We start from the raw sequence: 21337 nt of genomic DNA on the forward strand, positions 1-21337 counted from the left end.
GGTTTTCGGATTATCAGAATTTTATGGAGGAACGTTATGGCTACTACAGCGTTTGGAGTGAGGCAGGACGCCAATCGGCAGGGTACGGACGATCTGACCCTGCGCAAGATCATCGCGGGCAAGTGGAATAACACGGGCGTGGTGTCCGGTTTGGCTACCGGTGGTACGAGCGGGTTGAAGTATCAGGTCAATGCCGGTGTGGCGGTACTCTCGATGGGGGATGCTGACGGCAAGATGGAGGCCTATTGGCCGGGAGGGCAGACCGAGAACGCGGTAAGCGCAGGCAATGGCTCGTATGCGCGTATCGACACTGTTTACTTGCTGTCTCGTACTGGTAATCCTGATAATAAAGTGCATGCGATGGTCGCGCAAGGCACGCCATCCGCTAATCCTGCGGCTCCCGGTCTGCCGGTGGGTGCGGTGAAGCTGCGGAGTTTCAAGGTGCCTGCCTCGGCCACGAGTACGTCGGCGGCGGTGGCGGTGAGCAATGACATGGATTACGCCATCCCGTACGGGGCGAGTATGGGGTTGATTGCGCAGAACTGGGACCAGCGCTCCTATAACGGCGGATACGGGGATGATAAAGCAGTGTTTTACGAGAACGCGGTCAGCTTCACCTTGCCGACGGATAGGCTGTTGATGTTCCGGTTCGAAAACAACTTCAGTGCCGGCGACGGGCAATCCAGTGAGCAGGGGTGCACCTTCCAGGTGGATAATGCTGATTTGAAGGGTTCGAGCACGAATTTTGTGGCGTCGGGTACGGCGTGGACGCATCACGAGCACACGTGGTTCGCTCCGGTCACTGCCGGCTATCATACCGCTCGTATGGTCAAGTGGTGGCAGCACGGTTCGTATCCGGTCTACCATTATGGTGCCAACGGTTCAGGCAGCGGCCACGGTACGTGGGTTGGACAACGCCTGCAGGTGTTTGATTTCGGGGTGTCTCGATGAGTTGGAAGCACTGGCTGTGTGACCTACGGGATGGGCGTATGATCGCCCCGATCGACATCCCCAGTTTCTCGTGGACTATGAGTATCTCGGATTCGGGGTTTCAGACGACCGCGAAGAATTTGGGGGAGGAATCGGAGTCGAACCTGACGCTGCCATGGGCAGCATTGAACGCGGATACTCCTGATGAGCGGGAGCATCTCCTCTCGTCTGGCAGGCGTGCGTTGTGTAGCTCGTGGGTGGACGCCCAGTCCGCTGACCCGCGGGGTACTCCGATCTTGTGGGGTGCGATCGATGCGAGGGAAGACAGTTGGCTGGATACGAGTTTTGGTTTGCTTTCCGCATCTCAGTTGCTGGATACCAGGTATGCGGTGCGTGATGGCAAATTCTTCAACGGTCACTCCACCGACATGATCTCGTTTCAGAGGTTGAGTTTTCGTGCTATCGCCTGCGCTCTGATTGACCTCGCCACGAGTCAGAAGTCCGGCGGTACATTGCCGTTCGACCTGCCATATATGGGGGAGAAGGGGTCTCATGAGCGTATGGATTGGAAGGCGTGGAATGTGCAGAATCTGGGCGTGAACAAACTGCTCACGGAGATGAGCAACGTGCAAGGCGGGCCGGATATGACGTTCCGGCCCCGATGGTCGGATGATACGCACTGTAGAGTCCAGTTTTTGGCGGGCTCGGATTCGGATGTGTTTTTGGATGCTGACAAGCAGCCTGTAGTGCTCAACGCCACACCGTCGGGTGGCAGTTTGCAGGAGCTGAAAGTCAATCACAGCCTGCCGGTACAACGCGTATACGCTACCGGTGCTGGCACGGATGAGGCGGTGATCACCGCATTGGCGCAGGATATGAGCCAGATCACCGGCACGAATGATCCGCCGGTCTTGCGCGAAACCACCATGTCAGATACCGACTGCAACGACGTAACCCAGTTGCAAAGCAAAGCCCAAGGCGTCCTCGCTAGTAACAAGCCGCTCATCCAGATTACCGGCAGCATTGATGTCAACGATACCAATGCCGACGGGCGGCTTTTGCATCCGATGGGCTCGTTCTGGCCCGGGATGAGGTTCGATCTGGATATCACCGGCCATCCGACCCTGCCGGATAAACGCTATGAGACACGGTTGATGGAGATGAGTGGTGACCAATCCAGTCGTGTGCAATTGAAATTTGATGTCATGCCGGCACCACTCGGCTGATTATCTCTCTATGTAAGGAGGGTTATCGTGGCTAATCATCGCGATATCACCAGCAAACCTATCGTCGAGACCGCTTTGGATGTGGCTAATGCCGCATGGGATGCGGCGACCAGTCAAACCACCGGTAACATGGGTTCAGTTGCGGTGCCTAACGGGGATGGTTCGTCCACCTGGATGGGTGATATTGCTGGTATTTCGGGTATTGCGCAGTGGGTGGGGGATACGACCCCTCCGGGCAGGCCTACTGGCTTGTCTGCCACGAGTGAGAATGGTGCGGTGACGGTGAATTGGGATGGCTCGTTGGAGGGTGGTATCCCTGCGGATTTCGCGCATATCACCATTACTGCCACGGACAATAAGGGCGGGGTGTATGAGCTGGGTGAGCTGGCAGGGGCGGGTAGTCAGGCTGTAGGCGGGTTGACTGCTGGTCTGGTGTTGTCGATTAGTGCTATTGCTTATGATGATGCGCATGATCGGTCCGGGCAGCCGGCCCCGAATGCTAGTGGTGTGTCTGATTTGGTTAAGGTTACTGTCAGGTCGACGGTGCGTGCGGAGGATATCGAGCGGGTGCAAAAGGCTGCTCAGGATGCGGTCAAGCAGGCTGGTGCTGCTGCGACTGTCGCGCAGAGTGCTGCCGACAGTGCACTGACCGCCAGCACGAACGCGGCGAACGCGACCGCTACGGCCGGGCAGGCGCAGGCCGCTGCGGTGGATGCCGCCAAGCTCGCTGATCAGGCAGGGCAGACGTCGACTGCTGCTGCCAAGGCCGCACAGGATGCCAAGCAGACCGCCGACAACGCTTCCACCATGGCCACTACCGCGAGCGGTAAGGCAGACAGCGCCACACAGCTCGCCAACAGTGCGCAAGCGACCGCGAACATGGCCGCCACGAACGCGAGCGAGAAGATTCTGAACGGTGGCTTCGAGACCGGTGACCTTACAAGCTGGAAGGTCACCGGTAAAGCCGTCATCGTTAAGGGTGCCACTGACACGAATGGCACCAAACCCCACTCGGGTAACTACCATGTACGGTTGGAAGGAGCCGCGAGTATCAGCCAGACCATGGAAGTGCGCAGTGGACGCGTTCTTAAAATCAGTGGTTGGGTCAGCTCATACACTGACGGCAGAACCGTCACCATGACCGTCAGCTGGGGTACTAGCACCGAAACCACCAAAGTGTGCGAGTTGGTTAATGGTAGTGGCGACGATAAATGGCACTTCCTTGCCAACAATAACGTTGTCGTCCCCGACTACGCCACAACCATGACCTTGACCATCAGTGCGAATACGTCGTATAACCGCTTGGACGATATCACTGTGCGTGATATCACTGAAAGCAGTCAGGCGCAATCTACTGCTACGCAAGCTCAGGCTACTGCTACCAGTGCCAATCAGGCTGCTGCCAGCGCTCAGACGGCCGCTAATCAGGCGTTGGCTAACGCCGTCGAATCAATAGCAGACCCGATGTTTACCAACGGGTTCAAGAGCTATGCGGGTAATGGCACTTGGAAGCATGGCAAAGCAGTCAACCATCAGTCGGTCAACGCTACCGTTGCCTACACCGACATCAACCCGACTGCGGCTAAAGACTGCAGTATTTGGCCGACCCCGTACGTGAGAATATCGACCGGTCAGACATGGCAGCTGTCGTGCTGGGTGCAGTTCACGGGCAAGCCTGCCAATGTCAACAGTGTATTCTCCCTTCAGGTGTCATACCGGTATGGGACGGGCACGTGGCAGTACACCACACTGGCCAGCTTGCACCAGAAGGACAGCGTCGGCGGCTGGCAGCAGCTCACCGGCAACATCACGTTCAACGGAACGAATGCCAGTGAAGCCTGTTTGTATCTGAACACACGCCGTATGCCGGGTGACACATCCCAATGTCAGGTTGCTGCGGTGAGTATGAGGGACGTGACTGTTGCCGCGGCAGCGCAGAAGGTCGCCGACCAGGCACAAGCGACCGCCGACAGCGCGCAGAAGACCGCCGCGAACGCGGCGGCGAACGCGAACCGTGCTCAAGCGGCCGCGCAGGGTGCTCAAACCACTGCGGACTCGAAGAACAAAGTGTTCATGACTGCGGCGGAGCCGTCTCATACGGGTTTGGTGCCGGGTGACTTGTGGTTTAAGGTGGGACAGTCGTTGTGGCCGAACCCCAAAATGACCCCGTCGGGTAGGAAAATCGAACACGCCACCGCCACCAACACCAAGCTGGGCAGCACCGACAGCTATGTCATCAACCTGCCCAGTCGCGACCATATCGGTGAGTCCGCCACGGCGTTCCCGGTACGAGCGGGCGAAAAATACACAGTCACTGCAGATGTGCTGCATACCAAAGGGTCGCTGAACTTGAGTTTCGGTTTGTGGTATTACGGGCAGACGTCAGGTGCCGCATGGGATACGTACGGTGGTGTGGACAGCAACGTTGCCGCGAATATCCCGGGCGCTACCGGTGCCAACTGGAGGCATTGCACCAAGACCGTCACCGTTCCGGCCGGCAAGACTAGCGCGGCGGTGTACTTCCAGATCAACCAGGCCGCCTCGGGTGGGGCTGATACATGGCAGGCGGCCAATATCACCGTGTACAAGGACGGTATCGTCTCGGACGGTAACGTGGTCGGCATTCAAGTGTGGAACGGTGCCAAGTTCGTCGACTACGATATCGTTGCCAATCAGCTGCTGGTGCCGTCCAGCGTGGGTACCACGCAGATTGCGGACAATGCGGTCACGACCGGCAAGATCGTCGCCAATGCGATCAAGGCGTTACACATTGACATGCAATCCCTGGCTGCGGATACCGCCAAGGTCGGGGCGTTGACCGCGGCGATTGTCAAGTCGGGTAAGTTTGTTTCCGCTGATGGTCGTACCGGGTTTGATAGCTCGGGGTTTTGGATTAAAGACAGCTCGGGTGCGATTATTTTTCGTGCTGATGCCTCCGGTGTGACCACAGTCGGCAAAATGATGACCGGTAAAGACGGTCAAACGCGTTGGCAGTTTGAAAACACGAAAACCTCTGACTCAGGTCAGGCTGACCCGATCACTGCAGGGAGGATGGGCTATTTCGCCAACACCGGTTCCACGCCGGCCGCGAGCATTACAGCGGTCACACGAGGAGCGACCACTAGCGTTGATATCCAAGCTCTTGGTAATAGTGAGGCTACGAACGCTGACCTGCGGTTGCAGGCCGGTGGTGCACAGACCCTGCCGTATATCGCGTTGCACGCGCCCAAGGGGCAGGTGGACATCGAGGCCAGTGTGGTCAAAATCAACGGTCTTGATGCCTCCTATTCGGTCATTGAGAATCTTACTTTGACTAAGAAGGTTGGGGCTGCTGACACGTTGGATGCGTCTGGTGTGGTGTTTGTTAACGGGCCTACGACCGGGGTTGCGGTGATCTCATTGGCTTGGGTCAACAACGGTCAGTTTCAAACGGCTTCTTGGGGTGCGGTGGCGTTGGCTGAGATGCAAGGCTGGCAGGCCACTCGTGAGGCGTTCGGTGTGTTGATGGAGAACGTGGATTTTAATCAGCTGGGTAAGAACGGGATCAATGGTGGTACTGGTAGTTCGGTGATCTCGTATCGTACCCCGGGGGTGTTTACCGTGCAGGCCAAAGCGTGGCATAAAGGCAGTTTGATTATCCCGGTCAAACGTGTCTAAAAGGGAGGTTTATAGATGACCGAAGCGGTCGTGGTGGAGATCATCAACGTGCTGGGATTGGTTGTGGTTGCTTTGTTGCAGATTCGTCAGGGGCGTGAGGCTAAGGCGCGGCAGCTGTCCCAAACTGAGCAGGATGACCGGGCGAAGCGTCAAGAGGCACTCGAGGAAGGCATTCGGGTGCTCTTGAAGGCTGAGCTGGCTCAGATTCACGCGTCCACTGTGGCGTTGGGGTTGCCGGTCAGTCTCGAACTCAAAGACGAGGCTGACCGTATCTACCATGCCTATCACGCGCTGGGGGGTAATGGTGTAGGCACGCAGTTGCATCGCGAGATTATCGAGGCCCATGTGCGTGGCAAGCAGGATGCTGTCCCGTGACCTGCCATGAATCATATTGCTTTATTGCAGTTTCAAGTTTGACCACCCTTATGAGGGTGGTCTTTTCATATCCAACAACTAACTAAACAATCAAAGGAGTCAGTCATGGCTTACGAAGATATTACTCAGTACGATGCGAAGTGTTATACGAAGGGCCGTCCGTATGGGATTAGTTCGATTACGATCCACTGGTGGGGCGACCCCAGCTCTCATCCCACGTTTGACGGGGTGATTAAGACGTTCACTTCCGGAGCTCGGCAGACCAGCGCGCACTATGTGGCCGAGGCAGGGCGTGTGGCCTGTCTGGTGGACCCTGATGATCGTGCCTGGGCGTGCGGTGATGGTGTTGGCTGCAATAGCGGTGGGAATGACAAGAGCATTTCGATTGAGTGTAATCCTCGTCAGTCTGATGGGGACTACGCGACTATTGCTGAGCTGATTCGTGACCTGCGCGCCCAGTATGGTGATCTGCCGTTGCAGCCGCACAAGCATTGGGCCAACACCGCCTGCCCGGGTACGTATGATCTGGCTCGTTTGGACAGGTTGGCGCGTGGTCTGCCTGCAGGGTCGAGTACGCCGGCAGCATCTGCTGCTCCTGTTTCGCAGCCGTCGGCTGGTGTGCTGGTGGTGGATGGTGATTGCGGTCAAGCCACTGTCAGCCAGTGGCAGCGGGTCATGGGCACCACCGTTGACGGGGTGATTTCGGGTCAGGTGCAGCCCGACGGTTCGTACGCTCGCCCCAACCTGTATTCGATCTCTTATGGTGGCGGCGGTAGCCAGCTTATCCGAGCGGTGCAACGCCAGCTTGGATTGTCCCAGGATGGTTTGCTTGGCCCGGCTACTATCCGTGCTGTCCAAGCGCATTTGGGTGTGGTGCAGGACGCGTCGTTCGGCCCCGCCACAGTGCGTGCCTTGCAGACCAGGCTGAACACTAACCAGTTCTAGGAGGTCGGTATGAGCGATAAGTATCCTGATACTGAGTTATGTACTGCGGGTGACGTAACCGAGGAGTATGAGCCGAACCGTATCATGCAGTGGTGCAAGGCCGCTGCTGTTCGAGCAGTGAAGACGATGGCGCAGGCTGCGGTGGCCGCTATCCCGACCACGGCGGCCACACTCGGTGGTGTGGACTGGCCTGTGGTTGCCGGTACTGCACTCCTAGCTGGTGTGGTGAGTTTACTGACCAGCGTGGCAGGTATGCCCGAAGTTGCCGACGGACAAAGCCTGGCAGTCTTAGGCAATATCTAATTGTTGTTACGGGCAATGGGATAAACACTGCTAACTGGTGCAGTTCCCTATTTTGATACTTAATGTTACCTAAGTGTGTTTTGTTTTATCTTAATAAGATCTTATTCCTTATGTTTCACTCTGACATTTCCCCGCAGATCAGTCGAACGCTAGGTATCCGCTAAGTTTTGCCGCGCAAGGAAAATAGTCATGGAAAGGTTCTGGACTTTCATTCGAAACCCCTTATAATGCCAACAAAAACGCCATTGTTAACGAAGTGGCGATTGTATCGCTGTGGAGCTGTAGAGGCTTACGCTTGCTGTTCTAAAGTCAGCAGCTGTAACGCTTCTCAGCTGCAAGTTTTAGCGTATCCACTTATCTGGCCTGAGAATCATGAATCAAAATGGCAATAATGATCCCGCCCTAATCAGCTGTAATCGTTTTTTGACTCACCCTCTATTCCAAGCATACGTTAGGTATGACAACCATACACAACAATCTACAAGGAGCATACCTGTGGCAGACGCTATGGTACTCAAAACACAACAATGGCTCAACGCCACCTACGGCAAAAAGCAAGGATTCGGCAAAGTCACAGAAAACGGGATCACCGGCTGGGACACCATTTACGGTCTCACCCGAGCCCTGCAAATCGAGCTCGGCATCACCGCGCTCGCCAACAACTTCGGCCCAGCCACCCAAACCAAGTTCAAAAACCGCTGGCCAAACGGCATTGCACAGCAAAGCTTTACCGACTCATCTAAGAGCAACGTATATGCCATCATTCAAGGCGCACTCTGGTGCAAAGGATACGCCTCCGAATACGGCGACCTTACCTGCACATTCAAAGGAGCCACAGGAAGCGCAATCAAGAGCCTCAAAAGCGACATGGGATTCGGTGACGGATCCACTGTCGACCTGGAAATCATGAAAACTCTGCTTTCCATGATGCAATTCAAACTCATACGCCCAGGTAAGGAAACAATTCGCAGCGCGCAACGATTCATCAACAAAACCTATCGCGCCTACACCGGCATCATTCCAACCGACGGCTTGTACGGACGCGAAATGAACACCGCACTCATCCAAGTACTTCAAGCGATCGAAGGCTACAGCCCTGCAGATGCCACCGGCAACTTCGGAGCAGGAACCCGGTCAAAACTCAAAACCATCACCGCCTCCAACGCCTCATCCAACCAATCATGGCTATGGCTCGCAACCACATCACTAACCTGCAACGGCTTCGGCAAGGAATCAACCAACACATGGACCAACGACACCAGCACACAAGTAACCGATTTTCAAAAACTCTGTGCCATCAGTGCCACTGGTACCGTCGATCCAACCACATGGATGAGTCTCCTCACATCAAAAGGAGACCCAAACCGCAAGGCGCTCGCATGCGACACCCGTTTCGAAGTCACCGACGAATTGCTAGCGAAACTCAAGTCTGACGGTTTTCGTATCGTAGGACGCTATCTTACCGAACCCGGTCAAGATAAGCTCTCCCCGAGTAATTACTTCAAGGCAATCCGTCCCGGGGAACTAGAACGTATTATCAGGGGCGGAATGAAGTTCTTCCCGATTTTCCAGGAGTACTCCACTCGTCTTTCCGACTTTACTGCGGCCAAGGGAGCACAGCACGCAGTACAAGCAGCTAAAGCAGCGCAACGCCTTCATATTCCCCCGACACATATCTACTTTGCCGTGGACTTCGATGCCACGGATCCTCAGGTTGATTCTAACATTCTTCCTTATTTCAAGGCAATTAAGGACAATATCCCAGGCAATTACAATATTGGTATCTATGCTTCGCGCAATATTTGCAAGCGCGTGAAGGATGCGGGGTATGCCACTTCCATGTTCATTTCTGACATGTCTACAGGATTCTCCGGAAATCTCGGTTTCCCCATGCCTGGTAAGTGGACTTTTGACCAATTTACCGAAATCAGCGGATACGGTGGGAAATGGGATCTCGACAAAGTTGCATACTCCGGAGCTGCAGAAGCGGTATCCACGCTTACAACTATGGACACACCAGCAGCATCTGTTGGTACGAGCATCAACACGAATAGCACCGATTATCAGCATATGGATGTTTTCTCACTCATTTGGCATCTCGAAAAGCGTTATGCTGAACTGCGCGGAAATGGGGTAGACAGAGACTTGCCAGTGTACCGAGGCATTCTCAATTACTTGGCCAAAGCCTACCTGCGCGATGGTGGTAAAGAAAGTGTATTTGCTTGGAATGTCAGTGTTGAAAAGTTCCGAAATGACAATGCTGCAACTTTAGAAAATGATGCAACTGGCAAAAAAATTATAGCTGCACTCGATAAGTATCTTGTCGGCAGCGACAGGCTAGAGATTAAAGATCGAACAGGAGGGCGAATAGATTTGGCTCACTTAGCAGCAACTTGCCTCGGATATGTTCTGCCTGGTGTTGTCCCCGTAAAATGGAAGGGTTGGGCTGGCGATCTTGCTACGGGAATTGGCAATATAAAGCGTGTTGCCACTCAAAACTCTGGAGCGCCTAGTCTTAGTATCATATCCAAAGCTTTGATTGGAGCTGGGAATGATTGGGATACTAAACCGCCGCTTTCATCTCTAAAGTTGGCAGGAGTCACAAATTCTTGTAATTTCTCTGATCTTTGTTGCGATGCCGATGCTATTTGCCTTTCTGACACGCTACGGAGAAGTAAGGTATCTACTCACCTTTTATCTGGTACTCTACTTCAGTGCTACAACCGCCTCTCATCGCTGCAAGGGAGATTTAAGGTAATAGCAACAAGTCAAGGAGCTTACACGCAAGAAGACGCAGCGGCCTTATTTTATCGAGAAATGACCGTCACGGATAACATTGCTTCGCTCGTGAATCCTATATTCATAAAGTTGTTGAAAGGATCCGCCGATCAACCATATGTGCAGGCTGCCACCACGGCATTAGCACAATTCGTTTTCAAGTAAAGCCCCTATTTATGCGAAATACGCCAACACTTGATAGACCATGCGCACCAGCTGGAAACTAGAAAGACGATAACCGTGATTAACACCATCGTGCACAATACGCCATCCAGCACAGCATCATCAACATCTGCTATGCCGTAATGCAACACGATAGCAAGCAATGCACCAGCCGCAACGGCAGTGGAATACCAGGTCAGATCATGATCTGACCGGACCCACTGCCCAGCAGCCTGCACCCCCTGCACCAGCGCAAACAATGGCAACACCACCAACACACAAATTCCAAATACCGCCATCAAACGCACGCCAAAACTCTCCGACCACATCAAACTCAACGGCCACGCCGACACCACAAAATAGAAGAAGAACAACTTCCACGCTGTCCGCTTCACATCACGTTCATACCAATCATGCGGCACTATCCATTGCAATAACCAACGTACCCCAGACCCGACAATCCAAAACACCAGTGCCGCAGCAGCCACCGGTAAACACTCCATATCTACGCTAGCGTTACCCGTACGCAAATATTCAGGCTCTAACGCTGCCATCACCACCGCCACACCAGCGCCGGCAGCACACGTATATTTCAGCAGGTCCCAATGCCGTTCAACCCAACGCCACGCAGCAACAACACCCAACGCTCCACCAAATAGCAGCACCTGACCAGGATGATTCCTCAAAAACCTAGGAACCATGTTAAGCACGGGATACTGCGGAACGATAACAACCGATACCATCAGCGACACCACGGCGAACGTGATAAACAGGCCCAGCATCACGCGCTTGGGATGATAGTGATGTTCAATACCGAGTACGGACATAAAGACCTGCCTCTCAAAGCCTATAAGCTACGGCCAGCTTACAAGACCACACCCGCCACCAGCGCCAATCAAGCGAAACCTTCACCAAAACTACGCACCGCGATTAATGACGGTACCAGGTGTAGGCGTCGTCGGGCTGAGCGTACGGGGACAGAGCGTCAGCGGGCTTGAAAACTTTGACCGCAACATGCGCGCCGGCCGACTGAGACGCCAACGATGGATCGGTGCCCTCGGGCATCTCAACCACAAGCCCCTCACCCTCATCAGCCTCGTATGCACCACCCCGATGCCCCACCGTAGCCGGACGATAATCGCGCAACACCGAGATATCAGCACGCGGATTGGCAACATACAAAGCGTGCAAATTCGGCAGTCGAAGCACAGGCAACACATCAACAACCGTGTCGGGCAGCCGCAACTCACCTATCGGCAAACCCGCCAAACTGGTCACGTCGCGCACACTCGTACCGTTCAAATCCAACGAACGCAGCAGACGCAGCTTAGACAGCACCCTGATATCACTAACCTGCGCAGAGTGCATGCTCAGATTGGTAACGTTACGCAAGTGTTCGATGCCGTCAAGTGAGGCGATAGGAACCGTTGACGGTGGTGCGGACGGTTCCGGTTGCGGTGTAGGGTCTATTTGCGATTTGGGTTCCTCTGATGTTGTGTCGTCGGCTGGTGGGGAATCCTGACTGTTCGTCTTCGATGCGCAGGTGTCGTCTATGGTCAGGTATTTCACCGAATCCAGCAACTGCCCATCCACGGCGTCATCGAGGCCCACGTCGAGTTTGTTGGCAACACAAGCAGCGAGCTGACGATCAGCGAACAACGAACGATACGTTTGCCCTGCCTGTGACTTTTGGGCACGTGATTCGTCGCTGTTGCGTCTTTCAGCCTGACCGACACTGTCTTTCGAATCGTTGCCAGACTGCGCCGGAGGCCTAGTAAATGAGCAACCAGACATATGCACCAACCCCATGGTGGCAACAATGATGAGAACAATCCGCGGTATGCGGCGAGTGCATATAGGCATGGAAATCCTGACTAGTTAAGATTGTGCGGCGATATCATGCGATACCACCGCACAATCACATGACATCAATCCTCATTCGTTCAGAGAGACGCCTGTGTATCGGACGCCTTGGTAATATCCCTCGTTATCACCGCTGAATGTATAGCATTGCCAGTTACTCGCAGTAGGAGGATGACGGCGATCACTCCAATACCATCTTCTATCTTGCGTCATGGTGTTAGTAAACCAAATCGAAGCATTGCGATTATTGCCGGGACACAACCTGATTACATACCCGATTTGAGGAAGCATTCTAAAACTGACACGCCCTCTACCTGCATAACACTGATACGAATACGTGTACCTGACCGGTATCGTACCAAGCGATGCCTTGGAGATGACCCGGTAATTGGAACCTGAGCAAGCAGATCCATACACGCCACGGGTGAGATTCGCATACTTAGGATTTTGCCAAGCCACTTTTACTGCAGGACTAGAGGCCTCCTCCAGGAGCGCATTCTGAGACGGCTGCAGTTCTTCCGATTGCTGCCGTCCGATGGTCGTTCCAATTTTTGCTGATCCGGCATCCTCCATGCCGATTGTTTGTATTTTCTCCGGTTCAAGAATATAACCCGTTTCGACGAGTTCGGCTTTCTTATCAGCTGTCGTATCCGGTGTATCTGCATACGCGCTCGGCGTGATCGCTACTGTCCCGATTAGAGCTGCACACACTGCAATGCATCCCAGCCGGGCTTTAATGAATTTCATATGGTTCATTATGGCCTCACTGTTTGTTGTTGTAGTTGGCTCTGCCACATCAAGTGACCTATACCACACTACATGATTCAAGAAGTAAAAACAATAGAATCCCACTCAATGAGGCAACTTAACAGAAATACAAAATCAGGGTTATAGGAACTGCGAAGGAAAGGCCCGAAATTCCCTTGCTATTTCAACGAAAATCGCCACCTCTTGCGAAGTGGCGATTGCATTATTGTGGAGCTGCGGGGAATCGAACCCCGGTCCGATAACCGAACCTGCAGAATTCTACGTGCGTAGCCTGCTGGCCGTATGGCAGTTTTTCTGCCCCCATCCGTATCGCAGGCAAAGGATGGCGAGCATATCTACAGTCAAAGTCCCTCAGTCGCCCTGCGGCCCAGCGCCTGAAGCAAGTCTTCTCATGACGTTCAGCATCCCCCCGAAGACGAGAGAGAGTGAACGGAGCGGCAGCTCACTGGTTAATCCTGGCGCGAAGCTCAGGCAGCGAGTGCAAACTCAGTGCGATTAGATTTAGCACTTAATTTGTTGTAGAGGTCATCACGAGTGGACTCTACATTCTCGGCACGCTTCCCTGCAGCGAGCAGGTCACCGTCGAAACCGATCAGCCCCAATCTTGAGTTATCAAGCCCCGGCAACGCCGGATGCTTCAGTATACCTTACCTCGGCTGTTTGTGCAACCGGTATCACTGCAAAGACATTGCCTCAAAATGTATCTGCAGCGTTGTTGGACATGGTGCAGCAGCCGTGCCCAACAACAGCGTACATTCCCGTGAATCCTACTTGTCGAAGAAACCTTGAATCTGAGAGGCGGAACCGTAAGAGGCTTGGGCGCCGTAGCCGGTGGCGGCGAACCCGGACACGTATGAGCCGAGCTGAGCCGCGGCCTCCAGACTGAAACCGGAGGCCAATCCGGCAAGTACGGTGCCCATGAATGCGTCTCCGCAGCCGGTGGTGTCTTGTGCCTCGACTCGCTGCGCTTCGATGCACGTCACAGTGAAGGACATCTCTGACTCATGGTGCTGGCTGTTTGCGCCCAGCACCATTGACCCCTCCGAGCTTAACGTGACGATGGCTTGTTTGAATCCGAAATCGGCCATACGGTGCGCAATGTCATCCCAATCAGCCTCCAACCAATCGCCGTTGGAAGGCTTGCCTACGCCAAGCAGCTGCGCCATCTCATGCTCATTGACCAGCAGCACATCACAGTTGGCAACGAGTTCGTCGGGCAGCGTCGCCTGGAACGGCGAGTCGTTGAGCAGTACGGTGAGCCCGGCCTCGTGTGCCAGTCTTGCCGCTTCAATAACGGTCTCCATGGGGCTCTCCAAGCACAAACCGAGTACGGAGGAGCTGAGCAGCGCCCCACGCTGGGACTGGATATAGTCCGGGCTTACCAGAGCGTTGGATCCCGGAGAATAGACGATAGTGTTCTCGCCATGTTCATCCACTGTGATGACGGTGGTGCCGCTAGGTCCGTGTTCGTGCAGCACATGCGAGGTGTCCACGCCGGCCTGGTCTAGTTCTCCTAACAGGAAATCTGCGTTGGCATCGTCTCCGACTGCACCGAACATCCGCACATCGGCGCCGATGCGTGCCGCGGCGGCGGCTTGGTTGCCGGACTTGCCGCCCGGCAATATTTCCAACGCTCCGCCGTTTACGGTTTCTCCTGGCTCGGGTAGGCGCGCAGTGGTGACGGTGTAGTCGGCGTTCATGGAACCCACCACGCTCACCGAGCCGTTGATGTGTTCGAGCTGTGCAAGGGTTTCGTTCATGGTTGTCTCGCTTGGGTCGGGGCGTCCCGCTTGGATTGGGTTGGCGTTACCTCCTAATATAGCAATGTCTCACAGCAATATTCGTTACGCTGCGGAATCGTTGGAATTGCTGGCATTTGGACTGCCATGCCGCCTGTTGGCGCGTTTGGCACGACCCGGGTTTATACTGAGAGCGTATTTGTTTCTCAAGTACTTTTCGTTGGCTCGAATGGATTAGATAATGAAAAAACTTATCCTTGATCTTGACACCGGCGTGGACGATGCGCTTGCTATCTCCTACGCCTTATCTAGCCCGGAAGTGGAGCTTATAGGCATCACGGCCACGTACGGCAATGTAGTACTCGAACAGAGTATGCGGAATTCCTTGGCTATCACAGAACTGTATGGGCACCCAGAGGTCGGTGTGTACCCTGGGTTGCCGCATGCCAGTGCACAGCAATCGTTCACGGTGGGCGAGGTTTCTGCATTCATCCACGGCAAGAACGGCATTGGCGAAACCGTCATACCTGACTCGCCGCGTAGTGCGGAAACCACTTCGGCGGTTGATTTCATCATAGATTCGGCTCACCGCTACGGCAGTGATCTGATTTACGTGCCTACCGGCCCGATGACCAATATCGCCGCGGCGCTCGCCAAAGCCCCTGAGATCGCAAAGGAAATTGGTTCCATTGTGATTATGGGAGGTGCGCTCACCGTACCGGGTAACGTAAATGCGTGGAGTGAGGCAAACATCAGTCAGGACCCGGAGGCGGCGAACGTACTGTTCCACTCCGGTGCCCCAGTCACCATGATCGGCCTCGACGTGACACTGCAGACGCTGCTGACCTATCAGGAGACCCAGCGTTGGCGTGACTTGAACACGCCTGCCGGCACGTTCTTGGCGGATATGACTGACTTCTACATCAAGGCTTATGAGACCACGGCGCCCAAGTTGGGTGGCTGCGGCCTGCATGATCCGCTCGCTGTGGCGGTGGCCATTGATCCCACGCTGGTTACCACGCTTCCCATCAATATGCAGGTAGAGACCGAAGGGGCGACCCGTGGCCGTACCATCGGCGACGGCGACCTGCTGCGCGATCCGGTAAAGACATCTCAGGTAGCCGTCGGCGTCGATGTCGAACGGTTCCTGAGCGAATTCATGACTCGTATCACCGCACTGGCAGGGAGGTGATAGAAAATTATGCTAAGGCTGCACGTTGCAGCCCTTTCCAGATGCTCGATTCTCAATGTCTACCGATAACCATCCGGTCAATTCATTAGCATTCACACGTTTCAACTCCTAAGGGAACTCTTCATGAACGAACAAGCTTCCAGCACGACCACCGATAAAGAAGGTGTGTCCGACGCCGAGAACGCGAAGGCCGTAAAGGCTCTCATCCTCTTACTCATCGCTTTCATCCTGGGCACGTTGTGCCTGCAAGGCTTCAATCTGGTATTCACGCAGGTAGGCCAAGACGTGGGCGCCCCCGCCCAAGCCTCACTCATCACGGCACTGCCCAGCATCGTGCTTGGCATCGTCTGCTTCCTGTACGGTTCGCTCGGTGACTTCATCTCCTTGAAACGACTGGTGTCAGTCGGTCTGATAGTGCTGTTCCTCGGGTCGATTTTCGGTTTCGTGGCCAACTTCCTGTTCCCCGCGAATCTGTGGACGGTCATCATCGCACGCGTTCTGCAGACCGCCGGCGAGCAGGTGACCGGTTCGGCCTACTTAGTGGTGGCCACCAAATACCTGCGCCCTTCGCTCAAGGTGATCTTCTTCGGCATCTACACCGCTGGCTACCAGCTCTCCTCCGCCATCGGTGTTTTCGCTGCAGGTATCCTCAGTTCCATACACTGGCAGTACCTCTTCCTCATTCCCGCCGTCACCATCTTCTTCCTGCCTGCGTTGCTCAAGAATTTGCCTGACAAGTCTCAGAAGGGACACAAGGTGGACTGGGTCGGTTTCACGATTTTCGGTCTTGCCTCTGCATTCCTGGCATTGTACTTCTCCTATATGAAGGTGTGGATGGTACTGGTGGCTGTGGCGCTGTTCGTGGTATTTGCGTTCTACATCTCTCGCGCTTCCGACCCATTCGTCACTCCCGCCTTCTTCAAGAACACCCGCTGGGTGAAGGCCATCTTCCTCATCCTGTTCTTCTACTTCATCAACTATTCTGCCTCGCCTATCATGAACGCCATCGGCAGTAGCGTGTACCACATGACCACGGCACAGGTATCGCAGCACATCGTGTGGGCGTTCGTGGTGGCTGCCATCGTGGGCACGAGTTCCGGCGCCATCGTGGATCGCATCGGGCGTCAGGCGTCCATCATCATTGCCGCAGTGCTTATCATCTGTGGTGCGGCCGGCACCGGCCTGCTGATCAATTCAGGTTTCTGGGCGATGACCGGTACCATCTGCGTCTTCTACGCTGGTATGGGCATGCTCTACTCCCCGGTGATGGATACCGTGCTGGGCACGCTGCCTACCGAGCAGTCCGGGCGCGGTGTAGGCATGAATGATTTGGCGATGAACATCACTGCCTCCATTGGCGTGGCCATCATCGGCACCATCATCTCCGACCAGAGCCTTGCCGGCTTCTCGTTCATCGGCAAGACCGGTGCTGCAGCTAACTATTCCAACCTGCTGTTTGGCTGCGCCGCAGTAGTGCTCATTGCGCTGGTTTACTACTTGATTGTGCGCAAGGGCATCTACGGCAAGGGTGAAGCCGAGATTTCGGCCAGCAAGTAGGCTTCTCCTCTCGCGCTGTGGGATGTTCTCCATGGGGCAGAAGGCGAATGGAAACCGCGTCCGCTTCGGCGGCGCGGTTTTCTTGTCTTTGGTGCAGGTGTTCAGCAGGAGTGCGGCGCCGTGCGTGCACACCATATCTTCGATATGTGAAATTAGTCATATTGTGATGTATACGCTAGACTGGCAGTACCTGCGGGTTCGCAGCGTGAGAAAGCGGTTCTCAAGGAGGGTATCATGTCTGAGTTTGATTTGGGTGAAGGCCTGCACAAAGTGTTCCTCGCCGGTGTGGGGGCGCTGGCTACCACGGTGGAAAAAGGACAGGAGATCGTTGACGACTTGGTCAAGAAAGGCGAGCTTACCGTGGCTCAGGGCAAGGAACTCAACGCTGAACTGAAGCATACCGCCGAACAGACCAAAGAACGTCAGGATCTGCGTGACGATGCCTCTGCTACATCCGAGCAGTAGTGCAGCAAAGGAGACCATAGGTCTCTTCTCTACGCGCGCACCCTCGTTTGACGAGCGGTACCACCTCACCCGTCGCGGCAAGCTTAAGCGGTTGCGCGAGATCGCGCAGGTCATGGTGCGGTTCGACATCTTCCATGGTGTCACTCCCCGTGGCCTGCGCCTTATGCTTGAAGACCTGGGGCCTACCTTTGTCAAGGTCGGCCAGATTCTTTCCATGCGTTCTGAAATTCTGCCGCAGCATTTTTGTAACGAACTCACCAAACTGCGTGCCGATGCTGATCCCATGCCATACGAGACCGTTACCGCGACACTGGAGCGGGAATACGGTAGGCCGGTGGGAGAGATTTTTGCTGAGATAGATTCCAAGCCCCTTGGTTCGGCGTCGCTGGCCCAAGTGCATCGAGCCACGCTCATTACCGGAGAGGACGTCGCGGTCAAAGTGCAGCGTCCCGGAGTGCGTGAGACCATGGCCGAAGACATCGCCATTCTGCGTTCCCTTGCTAAAGGCGCCACCAAGATGATGGGTGATAACACTCAGATAGTGGATTTGCAAGGTGTGGTGGAAGAGCTGTGGGACACGTTCGAGGACGAGACGAACTTCTTGTTGGAGGCGCGCAATCTCGACGAGTTCAAACGCTTCTGCAAACCTTACCATTACATGGACTGCCCCAAGCCATACATGGATTTGTGCACGGCGCACGTAGTGGTCATGGACTATGTGGAAGGCATTTCGCTTTCCCATGTGACTGATCTTGAGTCGGCCGGCTATGACTTGGAAGAGATCGGCACCAAGTTGGTCGACAACTATACCGTTCAGATTCTTGATAACGGCTTCTTCCATGCTGACCCCCACCCAGGCAACATCATTATCTCTGATGGGCATATTGTGCTGATTGATCTGGGCATGGTGGGTAGGCTCGACCAACGTCTGCGTCAAGTGCTGAGCAGCATTGTGATGGCTGTCGGTGAGCAGGATTCGCCAGGACTGGCCGACGGGTTGCTGCGTTTGACCGGCAAACGGCTGGGCTCGCAGGAGTATGGTGGTCTGCTCGCCGATCTTGATGGCATTGTGGAGGAGTACGGCAACGTAGACTTGGCGGATCTCAACCTGGCGACCTTTCTTGAAGCGGTCATGAACCTGACCAAGAGACACGGCATCGAAGTGCCGAGCAATATCACCACTGTGGGGCGGGCGCTGGTCACTCTGGAAGGATTGCTTGACGAGTTCATTCCCAACATCAACATGATTGAAATCATCAGCAAGCACTTGGTGCAGGGCAAGACTACTGGGGCAGCGGGCAAGGAAGAGCTGAAGAGTCTGACTATCGAAAGCAGTAAAGCCCTGCATGGAGTGCTGTCGGCCTTGGCTGATTCACAGACCGCTGCACGTATGCTCACTCGTGGGCAGCTCAAAATCAATATGGAGTTGGTGGGATCGGGGGAACCGCTGCAGCAGATTTCCGACATGACGAACCGGTTGACCATGGCATTGATCGTGGTGGGACTCTTTGTTGGGTCTTCCATCACCTATTTTGCTGGTATGAAGCCAATTATCTTCGGTATTCCCGTGGTGGGGTTCATGGGGTATGTGGTGGCGTTTGCACTGTCGCTATGGATTGTGTTTGATATTTATTCCAAACGCAGGCGCGCCAAAGCAAAGGCGAAAAAGCGCTCTCGGTAGCGGATTGGGGCTTCGCCTTGTATCCCTCGCAGAAGCCTTGCTGACAGGCACGTATCAGGCTTTTGCGAGGGACGTTGCAGACGTCAGACTCAGTCTGCGTACATGCTGTGAGGGCCCATGTCTTCAGGCAGACCGTTCATTAGATTGCTCACTGAACCCGATTCGAAGACGGAACGGATACCTGCAGCCAGAAGCGGCGCGATGGAGAGCACCGTCATGTTGGGCAGGCGCTTGGACTCCGGCACGGGCACAGTGTCCATGAGTACGATCTCGCGCACGTCGCAGTTTTGCAGGCGTTCGATTGCCGGGCCGGACAGCAGGCCGTGCGTGGCCACGAGCGTGACGCTCTTGGCTCCGGCCTTGCTCAGGGTGTTGACGGCCTCACAGATGGTGCCTGCGGTGTCGATCATGTCATCAACCACTACGCAGTCGCGCTCGGCTACATCTCCGATGATGCCATGAGCTTCGGCGTGGTTGGGGCGTGTGATGTCTCGTGTCTTGTGGATGAAAGCCAGCGGCAGCCCGCCGAGCTTGGCGGCCCACTGCTCGGAGACCTTGATGCGGCCGGCATCGGGGGAGACGATGGTTGCATTCTCGAGCGGCAGAGAACCTTTGACGTAGTCCAGCAGCACCGGCATGGCGGTGAGATGATCAACTGGACCGTTGAAGAAGCCTTGCTCCTGAGAAGCGTGCAGGTCGACGGTCATAATGCGGTCGGCACCGGCCGTATAGAAGAGGTCGAACATAAGACGCGCGGTGATGGGTTCGCGGCCCTGATGCTTCTTGTCTTGACGAGAGTAGCCCATGAAGGGCGCCACGACGGTGATGGAGCGAGCCGAAGCGCGCTTGAGCGCGTCAATCATGAGCAGCTGCTCCATGATCCACTGGTTAATGGGATCGGTGTGGCTTTGCAGCACGAACACGTCAGCTCCGCGTACTGGTTGGGCGAACCTCACATACATCTCACCGTTGGCGAAGTCGTAGGCGGTAGTTTCGAGTAGGTCGCAGCCTAGGCATGCGGCTGTGGATTCGGCTTGCTTGGGATAGGCGCGGCCTGTCACGAGCGCCATGCGCTTCTTGGAAGTACCGTTCAAAATCGCCGACATGTCTTGCCTTCCGATTGGTTCTGGCTCCGCTGATTCACGGTGCATCGAGTCAGCTTCTAATATACAGGCAACCGCGCCATTTCGTGCGCTCTTGGTGTCGGCAAAGTCAGTGTGTGAAGTTAAGCTTGAAAACTAAGTGTCTTCGGCCGTTTGGCTCGCCAGTCGGTCGTAGAAGCTGAAGCATACACACTCCTGCCGCGGAAGTACCGTGGCCGACTTGAGTCCGAAGGAGGTGGGTGATGTCTGCACATAAATACGAACTGATGTTCATTGCTGATCCTGATCTGGATGAGCGCGCCGTCAGGAAGCTGACCGATCAGTACATGGAAACCGTCACTAAAGAGGGCGGTAGCGTTGAGGAACCCGATATCTGGGGTCGCCGCAAGCTCGCGTACGAGATTAACGACAAGAGCGAAGGCAACTACGTTGTGGTCAACTACAGCTGCGAGCCGGCCGTAAGTGCCGAGCTCGACCGCGTGCTGAACCTGAACGATTCCGTGATTCGTACGAAGATCCTTCGTAAGGATGCCAAGTAAACGTACGACAATGAGGCCTGATAATTAAAGGTCTCACCGGTACATGCAAACAAT

Annotated in this window: 17 protein-coding genes and 1 other RNA gene; 12 read left to right on the top strand and 6 right to left on the bottom strand. The window is 54.9% G+C overall.

Annotation, left to right across the window (positions count from 1 at the left end; genetic code table 11):
* Nucleotides 1-36: 36 nt before the first annotated feature.
* The 7 genes from ACSYSO_RS01430 to ACSYSO_RS01460 all read left to right on the top strand — a co-directional run bounded on the left by ACSYSO_RS01430 (nt 37) and on the right by ACSYSO_RS01460 (nt 10379).
* The gene (locus ACSYSO_RS01430) at nt 37-951 is read left to right on the top strand and encodes a hypothetical protein (protein WP_491701866.1); all 915 of its coding nucleotides are present in this window, start codon (nt 37-39) and stop codon (nt 949-951) included.
* Nucleotides 948-2156: a hypothetical protein gene (locus ACSYSO_RS01435; protein ID WP_491701867.1), complete on the top strand. Its 1209-nt coding sequence runs from the start codon at nt 948-950 to the stop codon at nt 2154-2156. The genes ACSYSO_RS01430 and ACSYSO_RS01435 overlap by 4 nt, the downstream gene beginning before the upstream one ends.
* Before the next feature lie 27 nt (nt 2157-2183).
* Nucleotides 2184-5813, top strand: a complete 3630-nt coding sequence (locus ACSYSO_RS01440; protein WP_491701868.1) for a carbohydrate binding domain-containing protein — start codon at nt 2184-2186, stop codon at nt 5811-5813.
* 15 nt (nt 5814-5828) lie between these two features.
* Complete coding sequence (locus ACSYSO_RS01445) at nt 5829-6188, top strand: hypothetical protein (RefSeq protein ID WP_491701869.1); 360 nt, start codon at nt 5829-5831, stop codon at nt 6186-6188.
* Nucleotides 6189-6293: 105 nt separating this feature from the next.
* Nucleotides 6294-7133, top strand: coding sequence for an N-acetylmuramoyl-L-alanine amidase (locus ACSYSO_RS01450; protein ID WP_491701870.1), 840 nt, complete (start codon nt 6294-6296; stop codon nt 7131-7133).
* A gap of 9 nt (nt 7134-7142) precedes the next feature.
* Nucleotides 7143-7436 (top strand): holin, encoded by a 294-nt coding sequence (locus tag ACSYSO_RS01455; RefSeq protein ID WP_491701871.1) that lies wholly within the window; start codon nt 7143-7145, stop codon nt 7434-7436.
* Between the two features lie 495 nt (nt 7437-7931).
* On the top strand, nt 7932-10379 hold the full coding sequence (locus ACSYSO_RS01460) for a glycoside hydrolase domain-containing protein (protein ID WP_491701872.1): 2448 nt from the start codon (nt 7932-7934) through the stop codon (nt 10377-10379).
* 5 nt (nt 10380-10384) lie between these two features.
* Here ACSYSO_RS01460 and ACSYSO_RS01465 read toward each other — a convergent pair whose 3' ends face one another.
* The 5 genes from ACSYSO_RS01465 to ACSYSO_RS01485 form a co-directional block, all read right to left on the bottom strand.
* Complete coding sequence (locus ACSYSO_RS01465) at nt 10385-11203, bottom strand: hypothetical protein (RefSeq protein ID WP_491702087.1); 819 nt, start codon at nt 11201-11203, stop codon at nt 10385-10387.
* Between the two features lie 103 nt (nt 11204-11306).
* On the bottom strand, nt 11307-12170 hold the full coding sequence (locus ACSYSO_RS01470; RefSeq protein WP_491701873.1) for a hypothetical protein: 864 nt from the start codon (nt 12168-12170) through the stop codon (nt 11307-11309).
* Between the two features lie 141 nt (nt 12171-12311).
* Entirely contained in the window at nt 12312-12986 is a 675-nt protein-coding gene (locus ACSYSO_RS01475) for a hypothetical protein (protein WP_491701874.1), read from the bottom strand.
* 226 nt (nt 12987-13212) lie between these two features.
* Nucleotides 13213-13607, bottom strand: a transfer-messenger RNA (tmRNA) gene (gene ssrA, locus ACSYSO_RS01480).
* A gap of 167 nt (nt 13608-13774) precedes the next feature.
* Complete coding sequence (locus ACSYSO_RS01485; protein WP_491701875.1) at nt 13775-14767, bottom strand: ribokinase; 993 nt, start codon at nt 14765-14767, stop codon at nt 13775-13777.
* 220 nt (nt 14768-14987) lie between these two features.
* Between ACSYSO_RS01485 and ACSYSO_RS01490 the strand changes: the two genes are divergently transcribed.
* From ACSYSO_RS01490 to ACSYSO_RS01505, 4 genes are all read left to right on the top strand, one after another.
* Nucleotides 14988-15938 (top strand): nucleoside hydrolase, encoded by a 951-nt coding sequence (locus ACSYSO_RS01490; RefSeq protein ID WP_491701876.1) that lies wholly within the window; start codon nt 14988-14990, stop codon nt 15936-15938.
* 123 nt (nt 15939-16061) lie between these two features.
* Nucleotides 16062-17495 (top strand): MFS transporter, encoded by a 1434-nt coding sequence (locus ACSYSO_RS01495; protein WP_491701877.1) that lies wholly within the window; start codon nt 16062-16064, stop codon nt 17493-17495.
* Nucleotides 17496-17729: 234 nt separating this feature from the next.
* A complete protein-coding gene (locus ACSYSO_RS01500; protein WP_489799121.1) occupies nt 17730-17960 on the top strand; it encodes a phasin family protein in 231 nt (76 codons plus the stop codon).
* Nucleotides 17935-19641, top strand: a complete 1707-nt coding sequence (locus tag ACSYSO_RS01505; protein ID WP_491701878.1) for an ABC1 kinase family protein — start codon at nt 17935-17937, stop codon at nt 19639-19641. The genes ACSYSO_RS01500 and ACSYSO_RS01505 overlap by 26 nt, the downstream gene beginning before the upstream one ends.
* 89 nt (nt 19642-19730) lie before the next feature.
* On the opposite strand, the gene ACSYSO_RS01510 is transcribed toward ACSYSO_RS01505, so the two are convergent.
* Nucleotides 19731-20747, bottom strand: a complete 1017-nt coding sequence (locus tag ACSYSO_RS01510; RefSeq protein ID WP_491701879.1) for a ribose-phosphate diphosphokinase — start codon at nt 20745-20747, stop codon at nt 19731-19733.
* Between the two features lie 239 nt (nt 20748-20986).
* Between ACSYSO_RS01510 and rpsF the strand changes: the two genes are divergently transcribed.
* Nucleotides 20987-21283: a 30S ribosomal protein S6 gene (gene rpsF, locus ACSYSO_RS01515; RefSeq protein WP_489799115.1), complete on the top strand. Its 297-nt coding sequence runs from the start codon at nt 20987-20989 to the stop codon at nt 21281-21283.
* Nucleotides 21284-21337: the final 54 nt, after the last annotated feature.

Source organism: Bifidobacterium sp. ESL1130, assembly GCF_058507935.1.

Bases quoted from the DNA above. Each gene is read 5' to 3' on its own strand.
- ACSYSO_RS01430 (WP_491701866.1), top strand. From the start codon at position 37: ATGGCTACTACAGCGTTTGGAGTGAGGCAGGACGCCAATCGGCAGGGT.
- ACSYSO_RS01435 (WP_491701867.1), top strand. From the start codon at position 948: ATGAGTTGGAAGCACTGGCTGTGTGACCTACGGGATGGGCGTATGATC.
- ACSYSO_RS01445 (WP_491701869.1), top strand. From the start codon at position 5,829: ATGACCGAAGCGGTCGTGGTGGAGATCATCAACGTGCTGGGATTGGTT.
- ACSYSO_RS01450 (WP_491701870.1), top strand. From the start codon at position 6,294: ATGGCTTACGAAGATATTACTCAGTACGATGCGAAGTGTTATACGAAG.
- ACSYSO_RS01455 (WP_491701871.1), top strand. From the start codon at position 7,143: ATGAGCGATAAGTATCCTGATACTGAGTTATGTACTGCGGGTGACGTA.
- ACSYSO_RS01465 (WP_491702087.1), bottom strand. From the start codon at position 11,203: ATGTCCGTACTCGGTATTGAACATCACTATCATCCCAAGCGCGTGATG.
- ACSYSO_RS01470 (WP_491701873.1), bottom strand. From the start codon at position 12,170: ATGTCTGGTTGCTCATTTACTAGGCCTCCGGCGCAGTCTGGCAACGAT.
- ACSYSO_RS01475 (WP_491701874.1), bottom strand. From the start codon at position 12,986: ATGAAATTCATTAAAGCCCGGCTGGGATGCATTGCAGTGTGTGCAGCT.
- ACSYSO_RS01485 (WP_491701875.1), bottom strand. From the start codon at position 14,767: ATGAACGAAACCCTTGCACAGCTCGAACACATCAACGGCTCGGTGAGC.
- ACSYSO_RS01490 (WP_491701876.1), top strand. From the start codon at position 14,988: ATGAAAAAACTTATCCTTGATCTTGACACCGGCGTGGACGATGCGCTT.
- ACSYSO_RS01495 (WP_491701877.1), top strand. From the start codon at position 16,062: ATGAACGAACAAGCTTCCAGCACGACCACCGATAAAGAAGGTGTGTCC.
- ACSYSO_RS01500 (WP_489799121.1), top strand. From the start codon at position 17,730: ATGTCTGAGTTTGATTTGGGTGAAGGCCTGCACAAAGTGTTCCTCGCC.
- ACSYSO_RS01505 (WP_491701878.1), top strand. From the start codon at position 17,935: ATGCCTCTGCTACATCCGAGCAGTAGTGCAGCAAAGGAGACCATAGGT.
- ACSYSO_RS01510 (WP_491701879.1), bottom strand. From the start codon at position 20,747: ATGTCGGCGATTTTGAACGGTACTTCCAAGAAGCGCATGGCGCTCGTG.
- rpsF (WP_489799115.1), top strand. From the start codon at position 20,987: ATGTCTGCACATAAATACGAACTGATGTTCATTGCTGATCCTGATCTG.